This window comes from Mesocryomonas fontinalis, from assembly GCF_055730125.2.
Genome location: NZ_JBUZWG020000005.1, coordinates 268,368 through 283,371 on the forward strand (window position 1 = coordinate 268,368; position 15,004 = coordinate 283,371).

Annotated in this window: 12 protein-coding genes; 6 read left to right on the forward strand and 6 right to left on the reverse strand. The window is 64.3% G+C overall.

Annotation, left to right across the window (positions count from 1 at the left end):
- Positions 1-170: 170 nt before the first annotated feature.
- The 3 genes from ACZL02_RS14465 to ACZL02_RS14475 all read left to right on the forward strand — a co-directional run bounded on the left by ACZL02_RS14465 (position 171) and on the right by ACZL02_RS14475 (position 6,539).
- Complete coding sequence (locus ACZL02_RS14465; protein ID WP_472936797.1) at positions 171-1,478, forward strand: efflux RND transporter periplasmic adaptor subunit; 1,308 nt, start codon at positions 171-173, stop codon at positions 1,476-1,478.
- Entirely contained in the window at positions 1,475-4,612 is a 3,138-nt protein-coding gene (locus tag ACZL02_RS14470; RefSeq protein ID WP_472936796.1) for an efflux RND transporter permease subunit, read from the forward strand. The genes ACZL02_RS14465 and ACZL02_RS14470 overlap by 4 nt, the downstream gene beginning before the upstream one ends.
- A gap of 70 nt (positions 4,613-4,682) precedes the next feature.
- Positions 4,683-6,539, forward strand: a complete 1,857-nt coding sequence (locus ACZL02_RS14475; RefSeq protein ID WP_472936795.1) for an ABC-F family ATP-binding cassette domain-containing protein — start codon at positions 4,683-4,685, stop codon at positions 6,537-6,539.
- Between the two features lie 50 nt (positions 6,540-6,589).
- Here ACZL02_RS14475 and ACZL02_RS14480 read toward each other — a convergent pair whose 3' ends face one another.
- A complete protein-coding gene (locus ACZL02_RS14480) occupies positions 6,590-7,978 on the reverse strand; it encodes an ApeA N-terminal domain 1-containing protein (RefSeq protein ID WP_472938089.1) in 1,389 nt (462 codons plus the stop codon).
- A gap of 297 nt (positions 7,979-8,275) precedes the next feature.
- On the opposite strand from ACZL02_RS14480, the gene ACZL02_RS14485 reads away from it, so the two are divergent.
- Together ACZL02_RS14485 and ACZL02_RS14490 are read left to right on the forward strand one after the other, a co-directional pair.
- Positions 8,276-9,613, forward strand: a complete 1,338-nt coding sequence (locus ACZL02_RS14485) for a DEAD/DEAH box helicase (RefSeq protein ID WP_472936794.1) — start codon at positions 8,276-8,278, stop codon at positions 9,611-9,613.
- Positions 9,614-9,745: 132 nt separating this feature from the next.
- Entirely contained in the window at positions 9,746-10,057 is a 312-nt protein-coding gene (locus ACZL02_RS14490) for a polyhydroxyalkanoic acid system family protein (protein WP_472936793.1), read from the forward strand.
- A 32-nt stretch (positions 10,058-10,089) separates the two neighbouring features.
- Here the strand turns inward: ACZL02_RS14490 and ACZL02_RS14495 are convergent, their stop codons facing one another.
- On the reverse strand, positions 10,090-10,527 hold the full coding sequence (locus ACZL02_RS14495) for a hypothetical protein (RefSeq protein ID WP_472936792.1): 438 nt from the start codon (positions 10,525-10,527) through the stop codon (positions 10,090-10,092).
- Positions 10,528-10,854: 327 nt separating this feature from the next.
- Here ACZL02_RS14495 and ACZL02_RS14500 point away from each other — a divergent pair, with 327 nt between their 5' ends.
- Positions 10,855-11,178 carry a hypothetical protein gene (locus ACZL02_RS14500; RefSeq protein WP_472936791.1) on the forward strand — a complete coding sequence of 108 codons (324 nt, stop codon included), beginning with the start codon at positions 10,855-10,857 and terminating at the stop codon, positions 11,176-11,178.
- Positions 11,179-11,237: 59 nt separating this feature from the next.
- Here ACZL02_RS14500 and ACZL02_RS14505 read toward each other — a convergent pair whose 3' ends face one another.
- From ACZL02_RS14505 to ACZL02_RS14520, 4 genes are all read right to left on the reverse strand, one after another.
- A complete protein-coding gene (locus tag ACZL02_RS14505) occupies positions 11,238-13,409 on the reverse strand; it encodes a DUF1217 domain-containing protein (protein WP_472936790.1) in 2,172 nt (723 codons plus the stop codon).
- Between the two features lie 128 nt (positions 13,410-13,537).
- Positions 13,538-14,035 (reverse strand): hypothetical protein, encoded by a 498-nt coding sequence (locus ACZL02_RS14510; RefSeq protein WP_472936789.1) that lies wholly within the window; start codon positions 14,033-14,035, stop codon positions 13,538-13,540.
- Positions 14,032-14,385, reverse strand: coding sequence for a flagellar protein FlgN (locus tag ACZL02_RS14515; protein ID WP_472936788.1), 354 nt, complete (start codon positions 14,383-14,385; stop codon positions 14,032-14,034). The genes ACZL02_RS14510 and ACZL02_RS14515 overlap by 4 nt, the downstream gene beginning before the upstream one ends.
- Before the next feature lie 53 nt (positions 14,386-14,438).
- On the reverse strand, positions 14,439-14,954 hold the full coding sequence (locus ACZL02_RS14520; protein WP_472936787.1) for a rod-binding protein: 516 nt from the start codon (positions 14,952-14,954) through the stop codon (positions 14,439-14,441).
- Positions 14,955-15,004: the final 50 nt, after the last annotated feature.

The window sequence follows — 15,004 nt, forward strand, 5'->3', positions numbered from 1 at the left end:
TGAAGTGGAAAGGCCCGCCGCAAGGTGGGCCTTTTTTTCGTTTCTTTCCGCGGTATCGGAGCCGGCGGGCTCACGAAATTGTCGGGCGGGCGTCGAGCGATCATCGGCTATCCTGTAACGGATTCAGGACGTTTCATCCTCCGTTCATCGACAAACCCCTATGGAACGTCATGGCTCTTTACCGACAACTCGGCGTTACCCTCGCAGCCCTCGGCATCGGAGGCGTGATCTGGCTCTCGCTGGACCCAAGGCCGGGCGAGTATCTTCTCTCGCTGTCGCTTCCAGCGCCCGTCGCAAATGCGGTATCGGCTGTGATGCCGGCCAAGTCGGAAACGACGAGTGCGCCACCGGCCCGGCAGGCGGGTCGCGGACCACGACCGACGATCGTCAGTGCCGGTCGCGTCACCACTTCCCTCACCCGCAACCAGGTGCGGGCGATCGGGACAGGCGAGGCCGAGCGGTCGGTGACGGTTTATCCCGACGTGACCGGGATCATCGAGACCGTGCCTTTCAAGTCCGGCGATACGGTTGCGGTTGGGGACAGTCTGGCGCTTCTCGAGGACGATACCGAGCAGCTTGCCGTGGATCGCGCGCGTATCGCGGTGGCCGCAGCCGAGGAGAAGGTGGTGCGCATTGCGCGGCTGCTGGAGTCGCGCGCGATCACCCAGGTCGAGGTCACCGCGGGCGGGCGTGAGCTCGACAACGCCCGGCTTGATCTGCGCAGTGCCGAGATCGCCCTGCAGAAACGCAAGATCGTCGCGCCGATTGCCGGCCGGGTCGGCATTGTCAGCGTCGATACCGGCGACCTCGTTTCCAACCAGACGGTCATCACCACCATCGACGACCGCCGTCAGCTGAAGGTCATCTTCTACACCCCCGAGCCCGTCGTCTCCGAGCTGGAGATCGGCGGTCCGGTCGAGGCTGTGAGTACCGCACGGCCGGAAAAGATCCACGCGGGCCGGATCACCGCCATCGACAGCCGCCTCGACGAGGCCAGCCGCACGCTGCGCACCGAGGCGACGATCGACAACGCCGCGGACGAGCTGCGGCCTGGCATGTCGTTCTCGATCAACCTTGCGCTTGCCGGAGAGCGGCTGCTCTCGGTCGACCCGCTCTCCGTCCAGTGGGAGCGCAAGGGGCCGATCGTCTGGCGCATCGAAGGCGACACCGCGGTGAAGCTCCCGGTGCGGATCATCGAGCGCAACATCGACCGCGTCCTCGTCACCTCGAACGTCCTCAAGGAAAACGACGTGGTCGTGGTCGAGGGCGTGCAGGCCCTGCGGGAAGGCGGCAAGGTCGAGGTCCAGAACGCCGAGGCGATGAAGCAGCCGCCGGTCCCCCGCGAGCTAGAGCCGGTGGCAGAGCCGACGATCGGCGATGATGGCGTTCCCATCCGTCCGGACGCGTCGGTTGCGCCGAGCGTGCGCGACGGCAAGACTGCCGCGGCGCCCCGGGCCGCCGGGACCCGGGTCGAATGAGCGTCTCGCCCTCCAAGCCGGACGGACTGACCGCCCTCACCAGCCTGTTCATCCGCCGGCCGGTGCTGACCATCGTCCTCAATCTCCTCATCGTCGTCGCCGGGCTGGCCTCCCTGCGGGCGGTCGAGGTTCGCGAATTGCCGAACATCGACCGGCCGGTGATCACCGTCTCGATCGACTTCGAGGGCGCCGCGCCCGAGGCGGTCGACCGGCAGATCACCAGCGAGGTCGAGAGCGCCGTCGCCCGCGTGTCCGGCATCGCGTCGGTGTCGTCGAGCTCGCGCTTCGGGTCGAGCCGCGTCACCATCGAATTCACCGATTCCACCGATCTGAACGTCGCCGCCTCCGACATCCGGGACGCCATCAGCCGCATCGCCAACAGCCTGCCGGACGAGGCGGACGAACCGCGCATCGTCAAGGCCGACGCCGACGCCGATCCCATCATGCGCCTGGCGGTGATCGCACCGGGCATCGCGATCGAGGATCTCACGACCCTCGTCGAGGATCGGATCGCCGATCAGCTCGCCGCCGTCGAGGGCGTTGCCGACCTCCAGCTCTCCGGCGAGCGGGAGAAGCTCGTCTATGTCGATATCGAGCCTGACCGCCTGGCGACGCGCGGCCTGACGGTGGCCAATGTCGCGACGGCGCTCGCCAACGTCGCGCTCGACGTTCCCGCCGGCTCGCTCGCCTCCCCGACGCAGGACCTCATCGTGCGCGCCGACGCCAATGTGACGTCGCCGGCCGAGTTCGAGAACATTGCGCTGAACGACCGCACACGGCTGCGCGACGTCGCCAGCGTGCGCTTCGGCCCGGACGAGGCCGCCTCGCAGCAGCGGGTGAACGGTCAGACCGGCATCGGCCTCGGGGTCATCCGGCAGGCCGGGTCGAGCACGCTCGACATCTCCACCGGCATCCGCGCCATGGTGCAGCAGTTGAACCGGACCTTGCCGGAGGGCGTCTCGGTGCGCGTCACCTCCGACAATGCGGTGTTCATCAACGGCGCCATCCACGAGGTCGAGCTGTCGCTGATCTTTGCCGTCATCATCGTCGTGGCGGTGATCTACCTCTTCCTCCTTAACGTCCGCGCGACCTTCATTCCGGCGGTGACCATGCCGGTGGCGCTGATCGGGACGCTGACCTTCATCTATCTCGCCGGCTTCTCCATCAATATCCTGACGCTGCTGGCGCTGGTGCTGGCCACCGGCCTCGTCGTCGACGACGCGATCATCGTGCTCGAGAACATCGTGCGGCGCCGCGACATGGGTGCGCGACCGGCGGCGGCAGCGGTGCTGGGCACGCGGCAGGTGTTCTTCGCGGTGATCTCGACGACCGCGACGCTCGCCGCCGTGTTCGTGCCGATCTCGTTCCTGCCGGGCGCGGCCGGCGGACTGTTTCGCGAGTTCGGCTTCGTTCTGGCGGTGGCGGTGGTCATCTCCTCCTTCATCGCGCTGACCCTCTGCCCGATGCTGGCGGCAAAGTTCCTGAAGGCGCGCGAGGACGAGAAGCCGGCCGGGCGGTTCACCAAGGGCGTCCGCTGGTTCGGCGGCAAGCTTGCCGGCATCTACGCGGTGACCGTCAGGGCCTGCCTGAACTTCCCGTTGGCTGTGGTGGTCGCCTCGGCGATCTTCTGCGTCGCGGCGTTTCTGACCTTCCAGACCTTGCCGCAGGAGCTGACGCCCGCCGAGGACCGCGGCCAGGTCGTGTTGCGCATCACCGCGCCGCAGAGCGCCAGCCTCGACTACACCGCCGCGCAGATGCGGCGGATCGAAAGCATCGTCCTTCCCTATGTCGAGAGCGGCGAGGCGACCAACATCTTCGCCACCACCGGCCGCGGCTCGCCCAATTCCGGCTTCATGGTGATGACACTCGCCGACTGGGCGGTGCGGACGCGCTCGCAGCAGGAGATCGTCGCCGAGGTGAACGCCGCCGTGCGCAACGTGCCGGGCGTCCGGGCCTTCGCCATCCAGCCGAACTCGCTCGGCATTCGCGGCGGCGGCCAGGGCCTGCGCTTTGCCATCGCCGGGCAGAACTACGACGAGCTCGGCAATGCCGCGGCGAAGCTGAAGAGCGCGATGGACACCGACGGCCGCTGGGGCCGCACCCAGCTGGCCTCGGAAGCCGCGCAGCCGCAGGTCTCGGTGCTGATCGACCGCGCGCGGGCCTCGGACCTCGGCATCGACATCGACGGCCTCGCCACCGCCATGCAGTCGCTGCTCGACGGGCGCGAGATCGCTCGGACCTATATCGAGGACAAGCAGATCCCGGTGCGGATCGTCGCCACCTCCAACCCGATCAACGATCCCGGCGATCTCCGCAACGTGTTCCTGAAGGCCAAGGACGGCCGCATCGTGCCGATGTCCTCGGTCGCGACCACCGAGGAACGGCCGATCGCGCCGACGCTCGACCGCGAGAACCGCTCGCGTGCCGTCTCGCTGTCGGCAGAGCTGCCGGAGGGCTATTCGCTGGCCGAGGCCTGGGCCGACATCCAGCCTTTCGCCGACACCGTGCTGCCGGACGGCATGCGGCTGGTGCCGTTAGCGGAAGCGGCGACGTTGGAGGAGACCTCGGGCGGGCTCGCCATCGTCTTCGGCTTTGCCATCGTCATCATCCTCCTCGTCCTCTCCGCCCAGTTCGAGAGCTTCGTCTCGGCCCTCATCATCATCGCGACGGTCCCGCTGGGCCTTGGCTGCGCGGCCTTCGCGCTGGCCTTCTTCGGCGTCAGCCTCAACCTCTACAGCCAGATCGGTCTGGTGCTGCTCGTCGGCATCATGGCCAAGAACGGCATTCTGGTGGTCGAGTTCGCCAACGAGCTGCGCGAGGAGGGCATGGGCCTGCGCGAGGCGATCGAGCAGGCGGCGCTGATGCGGCTGCGGCCGGTGATGATGACGATGGTCGCGACCGTCGTCGGTGGCGTGCCGCTGATCTTCGCCTCGGGCGCGGGCGCCGAGGCGCGCGTCGCGCTCGGCTACGTCATCGTCGGCGGGCTCGGCCTTGCGACCTTCGCGACGCTCTACGTCACCCCCGTCGCCTACCTGCTGCTCGGCCGCTTCTCGAAACCGGTGAAGGCGCGGACCGCCGAACTGCACCGCGATATCGCCGAGGCCGAGCGTTTCGGCGAGCCCGGCCACGCCTGATCGACAAGCTAGCCGCGGTAACCGCGTGCAGTGCATTTCGCCGCGCGCCGAAATGGGTTAGAGCCTCACCATGGCTCTTCCCCCCCTTCTTCGTCTCGACGGCATCAAGCTGACTTTCGGCGGCACGCCGCTCCTCACCGGCGTCGAACTCGGCGTCCTGCCGGGCGACCGCATCGCACTCGTCGGTCGCAATGGCTCCGGCAAGTCGACGCTCCTGAAAATCGCCGCCGGCTTCGTCGAGCCGGATGCCGGCGAGGTGTTCCGCCAGCCGGGCGCCACCATCCGCTACCTCGCGCAGGAGCCGGACTTCGGCGATGCCGTCAGCGTCGAGGCCTATGTCGCCGCGGGCCTCGGCCCGGCCGACGACCCGTACCGCGTCACCCGCTGCATCGATGCGCTCGGCCTCGACCCGAACGCCCGCCCCTCCGACCTTTCCGGCGGCGAGGCGCGCCGCGCCGCGCTCGCCCGCGTGCTCGCGCCCGAGCCCGACATCATCCTTCTCGACGAGCCGACCAACCATCTGGATCTGCCGACCATCGAATGGCTGGAGGACGAGATCCGCTCGCTCCGCAGCGCCATCGTCGTCATCAGCCATGACCGCCGCTTCCTCGAGAAGACCACCACCGCGACCGTCTGGATCGACCGCGGCGGCGCACGGCGGATCAACGAAGGGTTCGGCGCCTTCGAGGCCTGGCGCGACAAGACGCTGGAGGAGGAAGAGCGGGACCTCCAGAAGATGGACCGCAAGATCGTCCGCGAGGAGCATTGGCTGCGCTATGGCGTCAGCGCCCGGCGCACCCGCAACCAGCGCCGCCTCGGCGAGCTGCACGCCATGCGCGCCGACCGCAAGAACGTCCGCCGGGCCGTGGGCATGGCCGAATTGAACGCCGGCGAAACCCGCGAGAGCGGCAAGCTGGTGATCGAGGCGGAGAACATCTCCAAGGGCTATAACGGCCGCACCCTCGTCGACGATTTCTCGATGCGCATCCAGCGCGGCGACCGAGTCGGCTTCGTCGGCCCGAACGGCGCGGGCAAGACGACGCTCCTGAAGATGCTGATCGGCGAGACCAAGCCCGACACCGGCAAGATCCGCCTCGGCACCAATCTCGACCTCGCCTTCCTCGACCAGAAGCGCGCGGCGCTCCGCGACGAGCAGTCGGTCTCGGAAGCCCTCACCGACGGGCGCGGCGACCAGGTGATGGTCAATGGCGAGCCACGGCATGTCGCCGGCTACCTCAAGGACTTCCTGTTCCAGCCCGAGCAGATCCGGACGCCCGTCGTGAACCTTTCCGGCGGCGAGCGCGCGCGGCTGCTGCTGGCGAAGACCATGGCGACCCCCGCCAACTTCCTGGTGCTGGACGAGCCGACGAACGACCTCGACATGGAGACGCTGGACCTGCTGCAGGAGCTGATCGCCAACTATCCGGGCACGGTCATGCTGGTCAGCCACGACCGCGACTTCCTCGACCGCACGGTGACCAGCATCGTCACCCCCGACGACCAGGGCAAGTGGATCGAATATGCCGGCGGCTATTCCGACATGCTCACCCAGCGCCGCTCCGACGCCAAGACGGCGCGTGGCATCCCCGCGCGCCAGGACCAGAAGGCCCGCAAGGGCGGCCGCAACCACGACCTCACCGGCGCCTCCAAAATGACTGTGACCGCCCCGCCCCCGGCCAACCCGTCCGGCGCCAAACTCTCCTACAAGCAGAAATTCGCCCTCGAAAGCCTGCCGAAAACCATCGCGACCCTCGGCAAGGAGATCGCTGATCTAGAGACCGAAATGGCCAGCCCGACGCTGTTCACGAAGGACCCGTCAAGGTTTGCCAAGCTCGCGAAGAAGCTGGATGCGAAGCGGGCGGATCTGGCGAAGGCGGAGGATGAGTGGCTGGAGCTGGAGATGCTGAGGGCGGAGGTTGAGGGGTGAGGCGAGTACGAACGAGAACCACTCGGAAACTTTGTATTTTCGACCAAACTTTAAACTGAGCAGTGACGGTAGCTAGCTACAATATTTTGACCGGCTATCCGGTCGACTCCCTCGTCCGATATTGGCAGATCTTTGATGGTTAAAAGATAACAAAGCGCCTCCATGGCGTATACCGACTTTGAAAATGCCCTGTATTCACTATCATCCTCCAGCTGAAAGTGCCCATGGGCCAAGCGTCCCCGATACTGGAGCGCCTTTGACAAATAGGAAAATATATCGACGGGTAGTACGTTATCACCAAAACGCTCGCAAACCGCTTTATACAACCGTAGGAAACGCTCGGAATTGCTTTCTTTCTTCAGCTGACCTTTAATCACGCCTGCAATGCGCGGACCATAGTCCTTGTGGCCTCGCCGCTCGGCCTCAGATGCAGCAACGAGGGCTATTGCCTCAATATCTGACCTAAAAACTTCAACTTTAGAATTTGCTCCTGGAATCTCCTCAAGCCATCTACATGCGTTCATAAGTCGCTCACCCGACATAGTATTATGAAGCTTAAATGCACCCATCATCAAACTATTAGCGGCGCTCCATTTGCTCTGACGTTGAATCCAATAACGTAGGCACTTGAGAAAGTCGACCAGATGGTTGTCGTCGCGAACATGCGCAAACGCGTGACCAACCCACATATCTTCTTGGGGCGGGTCAACCGGCCAGATATATCGAACGGCATGATCCTGGTAGCCGTTTCGCGCCTCGATCGCCTTGATAAGTTCATCGCGAGACAATCGCGAAACACTAATTTCAGATGGCGAGAAGCGGTGACAAAGAGCTGCAGAAACAAATTGAATGACGCAGTCAACATCTCGAAGATAGTTTTTTAGCTTCCGTGGTTCAGTAAACTCAATTTCAAATCGAACACCGATATTTGTTGGCCGCCCAATTTCCATAGTACCAGATGAAGGATACCAGACTCTAATTCTTAGGCCATCAACTAATATATCAAATAGCGTTGAATCAGGCATACTACCAAGCTCGGAGTCGGCGATGGCCGTAAATTTATCGTAGTGACGAAGCAGTTTATCCGCGTAAGGAATGCAGAAACTAACTCGGTGAACCGCATCCTCTGACAACCAAGCGTCCTCACCCACCAGGACAATATTGGAAATTACGCGCACTGATGACGAACTTAATTCCCGTCCAACGCTGTAATGGCTTAACGGACCATTTAAGACGTTACTATGGAGCGAACATATTCGATTGTCTTCAAGCCTAATTACTATAATATTTCCAATATTGCGGGGTATCTCTTGATCGAAAGCATAGAGCTTTAATTCCATGCTCTTCTCATTGATGTAAAATATCCCAGAATAGCTTTTTTTCGTTGTCTGCTCTCGACAGAAATAGTGACGACCGCTCTCGATAACTTCTCTGACCACCAACGAACCTCACCGAAATTTCCTGCGACGATAGCGGCCATCTGACGGTTTGCAACCATCCACGATGTTCCCCACCCTTGACGCACCGCACAAAAACACGCATATCCGCCCTGCAAACGCCGTGACGCGCTGCGCTCCCTTCCTCCCGTTGATCATGCCCTCGGCACGAACGCAGGAATGCAAGACGAGCGCCCTCGGACTCCCGATCCGATCACGGCCCGTGCCGACCTGGTCCGCAAGCGCGAAGACCGTCGGCCGTTTAGCGGGCAGATGCCCGCATCATGTCAAAGGCATTTCTTGACCCATACCAGCTTCTCGACGCTCGGCCTGTCCGACGTTCTGCTCACCGCGCTTGCGCGTGCCGAAATCACCACCCCTACCCCGATCCAGGCCCAGGCGATTCCGGTCGTCCTGTCGGGCAAGGACGTCCTCGCCATCGCCCAGACCGGCACCGGCAAGACCGCTGCGTTCGCCCTCCCCGTCATCGACGCGCTGATCAAGAGCGGCCGTCATGCCCAGCCGAAGACGCCGGTCGCCGTCTTCCTCGCCCCGACCCGCGAGCTCGCCTCGCAGATCGCCGACAGCGTCAAGAACATGCTCGCCGGCACCCAGCTGCGCCAGCACGTGATCTTCGGCGGCGTCTCGGCGCGTCCGCAGATCGAGGCCATGCGCCGCGGCGTCGACATCGTCATCGCCACCCCCGGCCGCCTGCTCGACCTCGTCGACCAGAACGCGCTGTCGCTCGGCTCGGTCGAGCACATCGTCCTCGACGAGGCCGACCGCATGCTCGACATGGGCTTCGTGCGCGACGTCATGCGCATCGTGAAGTCGCTGCCGACCAAGCGCCAGTCGCTGCTGTTCTCGGCGACCATGCCGCAGAACGTCGAGGCGCTCGCCGCCAAGATCCTGAAGAACCCGGTGCGTGTCGAAGTGACGCCGGAAGTCGTGACGGTCGAGAAGATCTCGCAGAGCGCCTATCTCGTGCCGCAGAAGGCCAAGAAGCATTGGCTGGTGAAGCACCTCGCCGATCCCGCGCTCGATAAGGTCGTGGTCTTCACCCGCACCAAGCACGGCGCCAACCGCCTGTCGGAAGACCTGATCAAGGCCGGCATCGACTCGGCCGCGATCCACGGCAACAAGAGCCAGGCCGCCCGCCAGAAGGCGCTCTCCGCCTTCCACGCCGGCGAAACCCGCGTTCTCGTCGCCACCGACATCGTAGCGCGCGGCATCCACGTCAACGACATCAGCCATGTCGTCAACTTCGACCTGCCGGAAGAGCCGGAGAGCTACGTCCACCGCATCGGCCGGACCGCACGCGCCGGCAAGTCGGGCTTCGCGATCGCCCTCGTCGATCCGTCCGAGCGCGCAAAACTGCGCTCGATCGAGAAGCTCACGGGCCAGCGTTTCGACCTGAAGGAATCCGAGTTCGCCGGCGCCGAGCTGGCGGCGATGGAAGAGGAAAAGGCGCGTCCGCCACGGCCCCCACAGGGTCGTCCGGGCGGCCACGGCAAGCCGGGCGGCCAGAACCGTTCGGGCGCCCGTCCGAGCGGCAACGGCGCCGGCGCCGGTCGTGCCAAGACCGAGGGCCATCGCGGCCAGCGCGCCCGCCCGTCGGGCCCGCGCGCCGTCGCCTGATCGCGGCAAGCATCTGATCTGAAAACGGCCGGGAGAAATCCCGGCCGTTTTCGTTTGGCGGCTCTCAACGCGCGGATGTTGCAGCCCTTCCCTCCCCTCTCCATATGAAATCGAGGAGACAGGGAGAGCCGCATGGCCGAGACGATCAAGATCGACATTCCGCACAAGCTGACGCGCGAGACCGCCCGCGTGCGGATCGCGGAAGGGTTCGGCAAGATGCGCGACCAGGCGATCGGCGGCATGGTGAAGTTCGAGGACGTCTGGACCGGCGATCGCCTGGATTTCCGTGCGAAGATGCTCGGGCAGACCGTCGTCGGCCGCGTCGACGTCGGCGACGGCAATGTCCACGTCGAGATCGACCTGCCCGGCTTCCTCGCGGCCATCGCCAGCAAGATAAAGGGCAAGATCGCCCAGGGCGGCCAGATCCTGCTCGAGAAGAAGTAGCGGCGCGTCAGGCGCGTCGAGACCTCCAACCCCTATTCGGCGACGCTCCGCAACGTTGCCGCAGTCGCCTTGACGGTGCCGCCAGTGTCGGTGGCGTCGATCGCCAGCACCGTACCGAGGCCCGGCACCTCTGAGCCCACCTTGACGCGCCAGAGCTCCTTGTCGGTCGCCAGGATCGCCTCGTCCTGAAACACCATGACGATCTGGAAGTCGGCCGGCGCGAGCGGCGTCGCCCTGACGATCGCCGGCACCGGCATCGACGTCCCGTCGTCTGCCTTGACCGCGCCGGTGATGATCGGGTCGACGTCGCTCGGCCGCATCGAGGCGAGCAGCTGCCGGTTGAAGTAGTCGGGGTCGTTGACCGAGATGGTATAGGCGGCGAGAAAGAAGCCGATCGAGGCAATACAGAGGCTGGTCGCCAGCATCCGGTCGAGGGTGGCCAGGCCGCGCAGGTCGGGGAGCCGGCGCATTGCGCGACCAGCGGCTTCTGGCCATTCGGGCCGGGACAGGCGGGCGGAAATGACGGCGAACATGGTCGACCCCGAGCGGTAGAGAAGGCTCTATCCTTCCATTGGCCGCTTAAGGGTTCCTTGTTCCTGATGGCCGATCGCCGGGGAATGTGCCGTTAAGGTTTACCAGCGGTAAACGCCGGCGGTGCGGCTGATGCTTGTGATTAACGATCCGTTAGAAGATATGACGGGCGGCACTGCCCTTCCGCAACCGAAAGTCCCATGCTGGGCTTTGCTGCTGGAGAGACGGCGATACGCCGTCGGCTGCCATCGGAGGCTGGAAGACCCATGTCGGAACGCGAAAAACGCAGCGCCTCGCGCATTCGCTCCCGCCTGCGGCCGGGCAAGCTCCTGAGCGAGGAAGGCGCCTTCATCGGCGACTGCGCGATCACCGACAGGACGGCGTCGGGCGCGCGGGTGCGGGTCTTCGACGCTTCGGTGCTGCCGGCGGAAATGGCGCTGTTCGACGAGCGCGAGACGGAGCAGTGGCAGGTCGAGCTGGTCTGGGCCGCCGGTGCCGAGGCCGGATTGCGGTTCCTGACACCGGCGACGCCCGTCGAAGAGGGCGACGTGGAGCAGATCGCCGGCCGCTACTACGCCGTCCGGCCATAGCGGAAAGGGCGCCGCCGCCCCAATGAGGAAGCCGCCGGGATCGTCCGGAGGCTTTCGGTCTAGAGGACCGACAGCAGCCCGCCGACGTTGCCGAAGAGGCCGAGCACGGGCGAAGCCGACGTGTCGGCGTTCTTCACGTCATAGAGCCCTGCAAAGCGCGACAGGAAGGCGTCGAGCTTCTTCGGGTCCTGGAAATCCTTGACGTCGATGCGCTTGGAGATGATCGCCGCCTGCTTGTCGATGTCGAGCGTTGAAAACGCATCGGGCAGGCCGAGCGAGGTCTTCACCACCTCGACGATGGCCTTGTCCGCCAGCATCTTCAGCGGCGACGTCAGTTCGGGAGCGTGCCGCAGAAAATACAGCGCCAGCCGCGTGCCCTCATTGGTATCGCCAGCCTCCGCCTCCATCGTGGTGAGAAGGTAGAGGTTCTCGGTCGACAACCGCTGCCCCGGCTGCTGCACGCTGCTCTCGCTGACCTTCACCTTGCCGCTCGTGTCGAAGTTGAACGAGGCGGCGAAGTCGGAATAGCGGCTGTCGCCAAAGGAGTTGGCGTAGCTCGACCGGTCGCCGAGGTCGCTTGTCAGGAGCTTCTTCAGCTGCGTCGTCGTTAGCTTCTCGTCCTGCAGGCCATAGGCCTTCAGCGTGTAGTCCAGCACCGTCTTGTTGGCGAGGAGGTCGTCGAGCGAGCGCAGGCCGCCCGCCGCATCGACGTATTTCGCCGTTTCCGACTTCAGCACTTCCTTCTTCGCTGCACTGAGGTCCGTGCCGAAGCTTGCCGTGTACTTGGTGCCGACCGTCGTCATCGCCGCGGTCGAGACCACCTGCTGCTGCTCCCGCAGCTTGCCCGTCGCATCGAAGTTGAAGGCGGCGGCGAGCTTCTCGTAGCGCACGTCGCCGAGCTTGTTGACGTAGCTGTTGGGGTCGGAGACGTCGCTCTGCAGCACGCGGCGGATGCGGGTCAGGCTCTCGGTGGCAGGATCGAGATCGAACGCGCGCAACACGTAGTCCAGGGCATCGCGGCCGAACACCGGGTCCTTGATCAGAAGGTCGCTCAGCGACTTCATCTTCGACAGCTGCAGCTTGTAGGTGCTGGTGCGCGACGCGTCCTTGGCGCCGGCATCGGTCTGGTAGTTCTTGTAGTAGCCCGCGGTGGTCGTCTCGGTCATCGCCGCGGACTGGGCCGCGCCGCCACCGGCAACGTTGCCGTCGGTACCGAAGCTGAAAGCCTCGCGCATCGCCGTCATCTTCTGCTTGTAGGCGACGTCCGAGGAGGTCGCCGTCGACATCTGGTTCAGCGCGCTGGTGGTATCGCTGACGTCGCTGGTCAGGATGCTGCGGACGAAGGCGGTGTCGGTCGTCGACGTCACGCCGAAGGCGGTCCTGACATAGGCGAACAGCCGATTGTCCGACAGCAGCGCGTCGACATTGGTGATCTTCGTGATCTTGTCGGTGAAGTAGGACGTCTCGTAGGCAGCGGTCTTCGAGCTCGCCATGTTGTCGGACTTGACGTTGAAGTCGTAGATCAGCTGGCTGGTATCGGCCGCATCCATCGCCGTCGTCTTGCCCGCGGCGAGACTGCCGTCCGCGGCGAAATTGAACTTGTCGGCCAGCTGGAAGAAGATGTCGTCGCTGCTGGACGCCGTGTCGTCCGCGATCGCACCGGTCAGAACATCCCGGACATAGGTCTTCGAGGTCAGCGCCGGATCCCGCCCGATCGAGCGCATCGCCACGTCGAACAGCTGCGGATCGCTGATGAACTGATCCACCGACGTGATGGTCTGCATCTGGGTCTCGAAATGCGTCGTCTTCGTCGCGAGGCTCACCGCCTGGCGCACGCGGTATTCCGAATAGGCCTCGATCAACGACTCGTTCTGACTGGTGCTCTGCGCCGTCTTCACCGCGTCGGCGGTCTTGAAGCTGAACGCCTCGGCAAACTTGCGATAGCGGTCGTCGGCCAAGGCGTTGGCGAACGACGACTTGTCGGTGAGATCGCTCTCGATGACCTTGCGGATGAAACCTTTCGACGAAGCCTGATCCTCGAGCCCATAGGCCTTCAGCGCGTAGGTGTAGAGGCGGCTGTCGCCGAGGAAGTCGTCGACGTCCTTCACCTTGCCGATGTTCTTGTCGTAGTAGGCGGTATCGCTGGCGACGGTCCCCGTCTTCTCGATCCGGTCGAGCGACTTCGTCAGATTGCCGGCGTAATAGCGATAGTTGAGCAAGGTCGAGAGCATCGTACTGGCCTGTGGTCGAGGGAATGGATCGAGCCATGCGGATGGCCCGTCATTGTCGTCGCGCCCTGAGGCTAGCACCGCGATATTGACGCAAAGCTAACTATGATCGCCGTCCGACTTCAGGCCGGTCATCCGGAGGTCGCAGGCTCCACGGGCGCGCGCTTCAGGCCCTCGCCGCCGATCTGGCCCTTCGGCAGGAAATCGAACTGCTCAATCAGGATCTCGTGCACGACCTCCTGCTTGTAGCGGGCATTGACGGAATCGCGGATCGAGCTGGTGAGGGCGGCGAGGTCGTACTGCTCGGGCTTCTCGAAATTGAAAGTCGAGGCCGTGTAGACGGCGCGAAACGCCTCGTCGAGGATGAACGGGTCGGGCGGCACCGCGAGCTTGTTGGCGACTTCGCCGTCGACGGTATAGACGAAGCTCGCGATGACGTAGCCCTGGATGGCGTTCTTGGCGATGATCGGGACCGTGATACCCTCGGTCTTGCGGTAGTCCAGCCCGACGAAATAGGTCGGCTCGACCGTTTCTGCGCTGGCCTCATTCGAGACATAGGACGCCACGGCGTAGCTCGTGCCGAGCGAGGCAACGCAGACCCAGACCCCGATGGCGATGATCTTGATCATTTGACCCGCTTCACGCCACTGATCGCCGAGCCGTAGGTGCCATCGGACTCCGCGTCGGCGATCGCCTGCGCGATCAGGCCGGTGATCTCGCCAGCGGCTTCCATGTGCAGCTGAAGGACGCGGCGGTTGTCGTCGAGACGCTCACGCAATGTGTTCAGCTTGACCTTGAGGTTCGGGGTGACGTTCGCTGGATCCAGCCCGCGGGAGATCCGCGAGAGTTCGAGCAGGCTCTGGTTCTTGCGGTGGCTGAGCTCGGTCAGGTTGATCGAGCGGCCCTCGCGCAGGGCCATGGATTCACCCGCGAGCAGTGCCTCGAGCCGGTTGATGGACTGTGTGAGAACGGTTTCCAAAATCATCTTCCTGTTCTGTCCGGGCGGGACGATATGCACGTTTTCCGGGAGACCTAGCCGAGGCCCTTGAAGGCCTGGGCACCGGTCGTCATGCTGTCGCTGGCCTTCAGTTTGTCCTGGGCACCATTGACGGCCTCAGCCTTGGAGCCGCGCTTCTCCAGCATTTCCGCGATGCCGATCCCGCCATCCTTGGCCATCTCGTCGCCGATCCGCTCGGCCAGCATCGATTTCCAGATCTTGCCGGCCGTGCCGGTGCCGAAATAGGTGGAGTTGTCCTGTGGCAGCATCCCGTCGATGAAGGTCCGGAGCACGAAGCTCTCGAACTGCTGCGTCGGCGACATCACGCCGCTGCGCGAACCGCGAGAGACGAAAGAGATCGACTTCTCCGGCACGTCGCTCTTGGCGACAGTGGTCTCGGGCGCGGCAGCTGCCCCCTGCGAGGCCTTGGCGAGGTCCGTCTCGAAGAGCTTGCCGACGGCCGGGTCAGCCGTCGCCGTCGCCGTTGGGGCGGCGGCCGGCGTTTTCTGCGCGGCGGCAGCAATCAGAGTGGTGGCCGACAGGATCGTCATCATGGAATCCTTCGCCGCCGAAAACTGGACCATGCGGGGCGGCGCATATC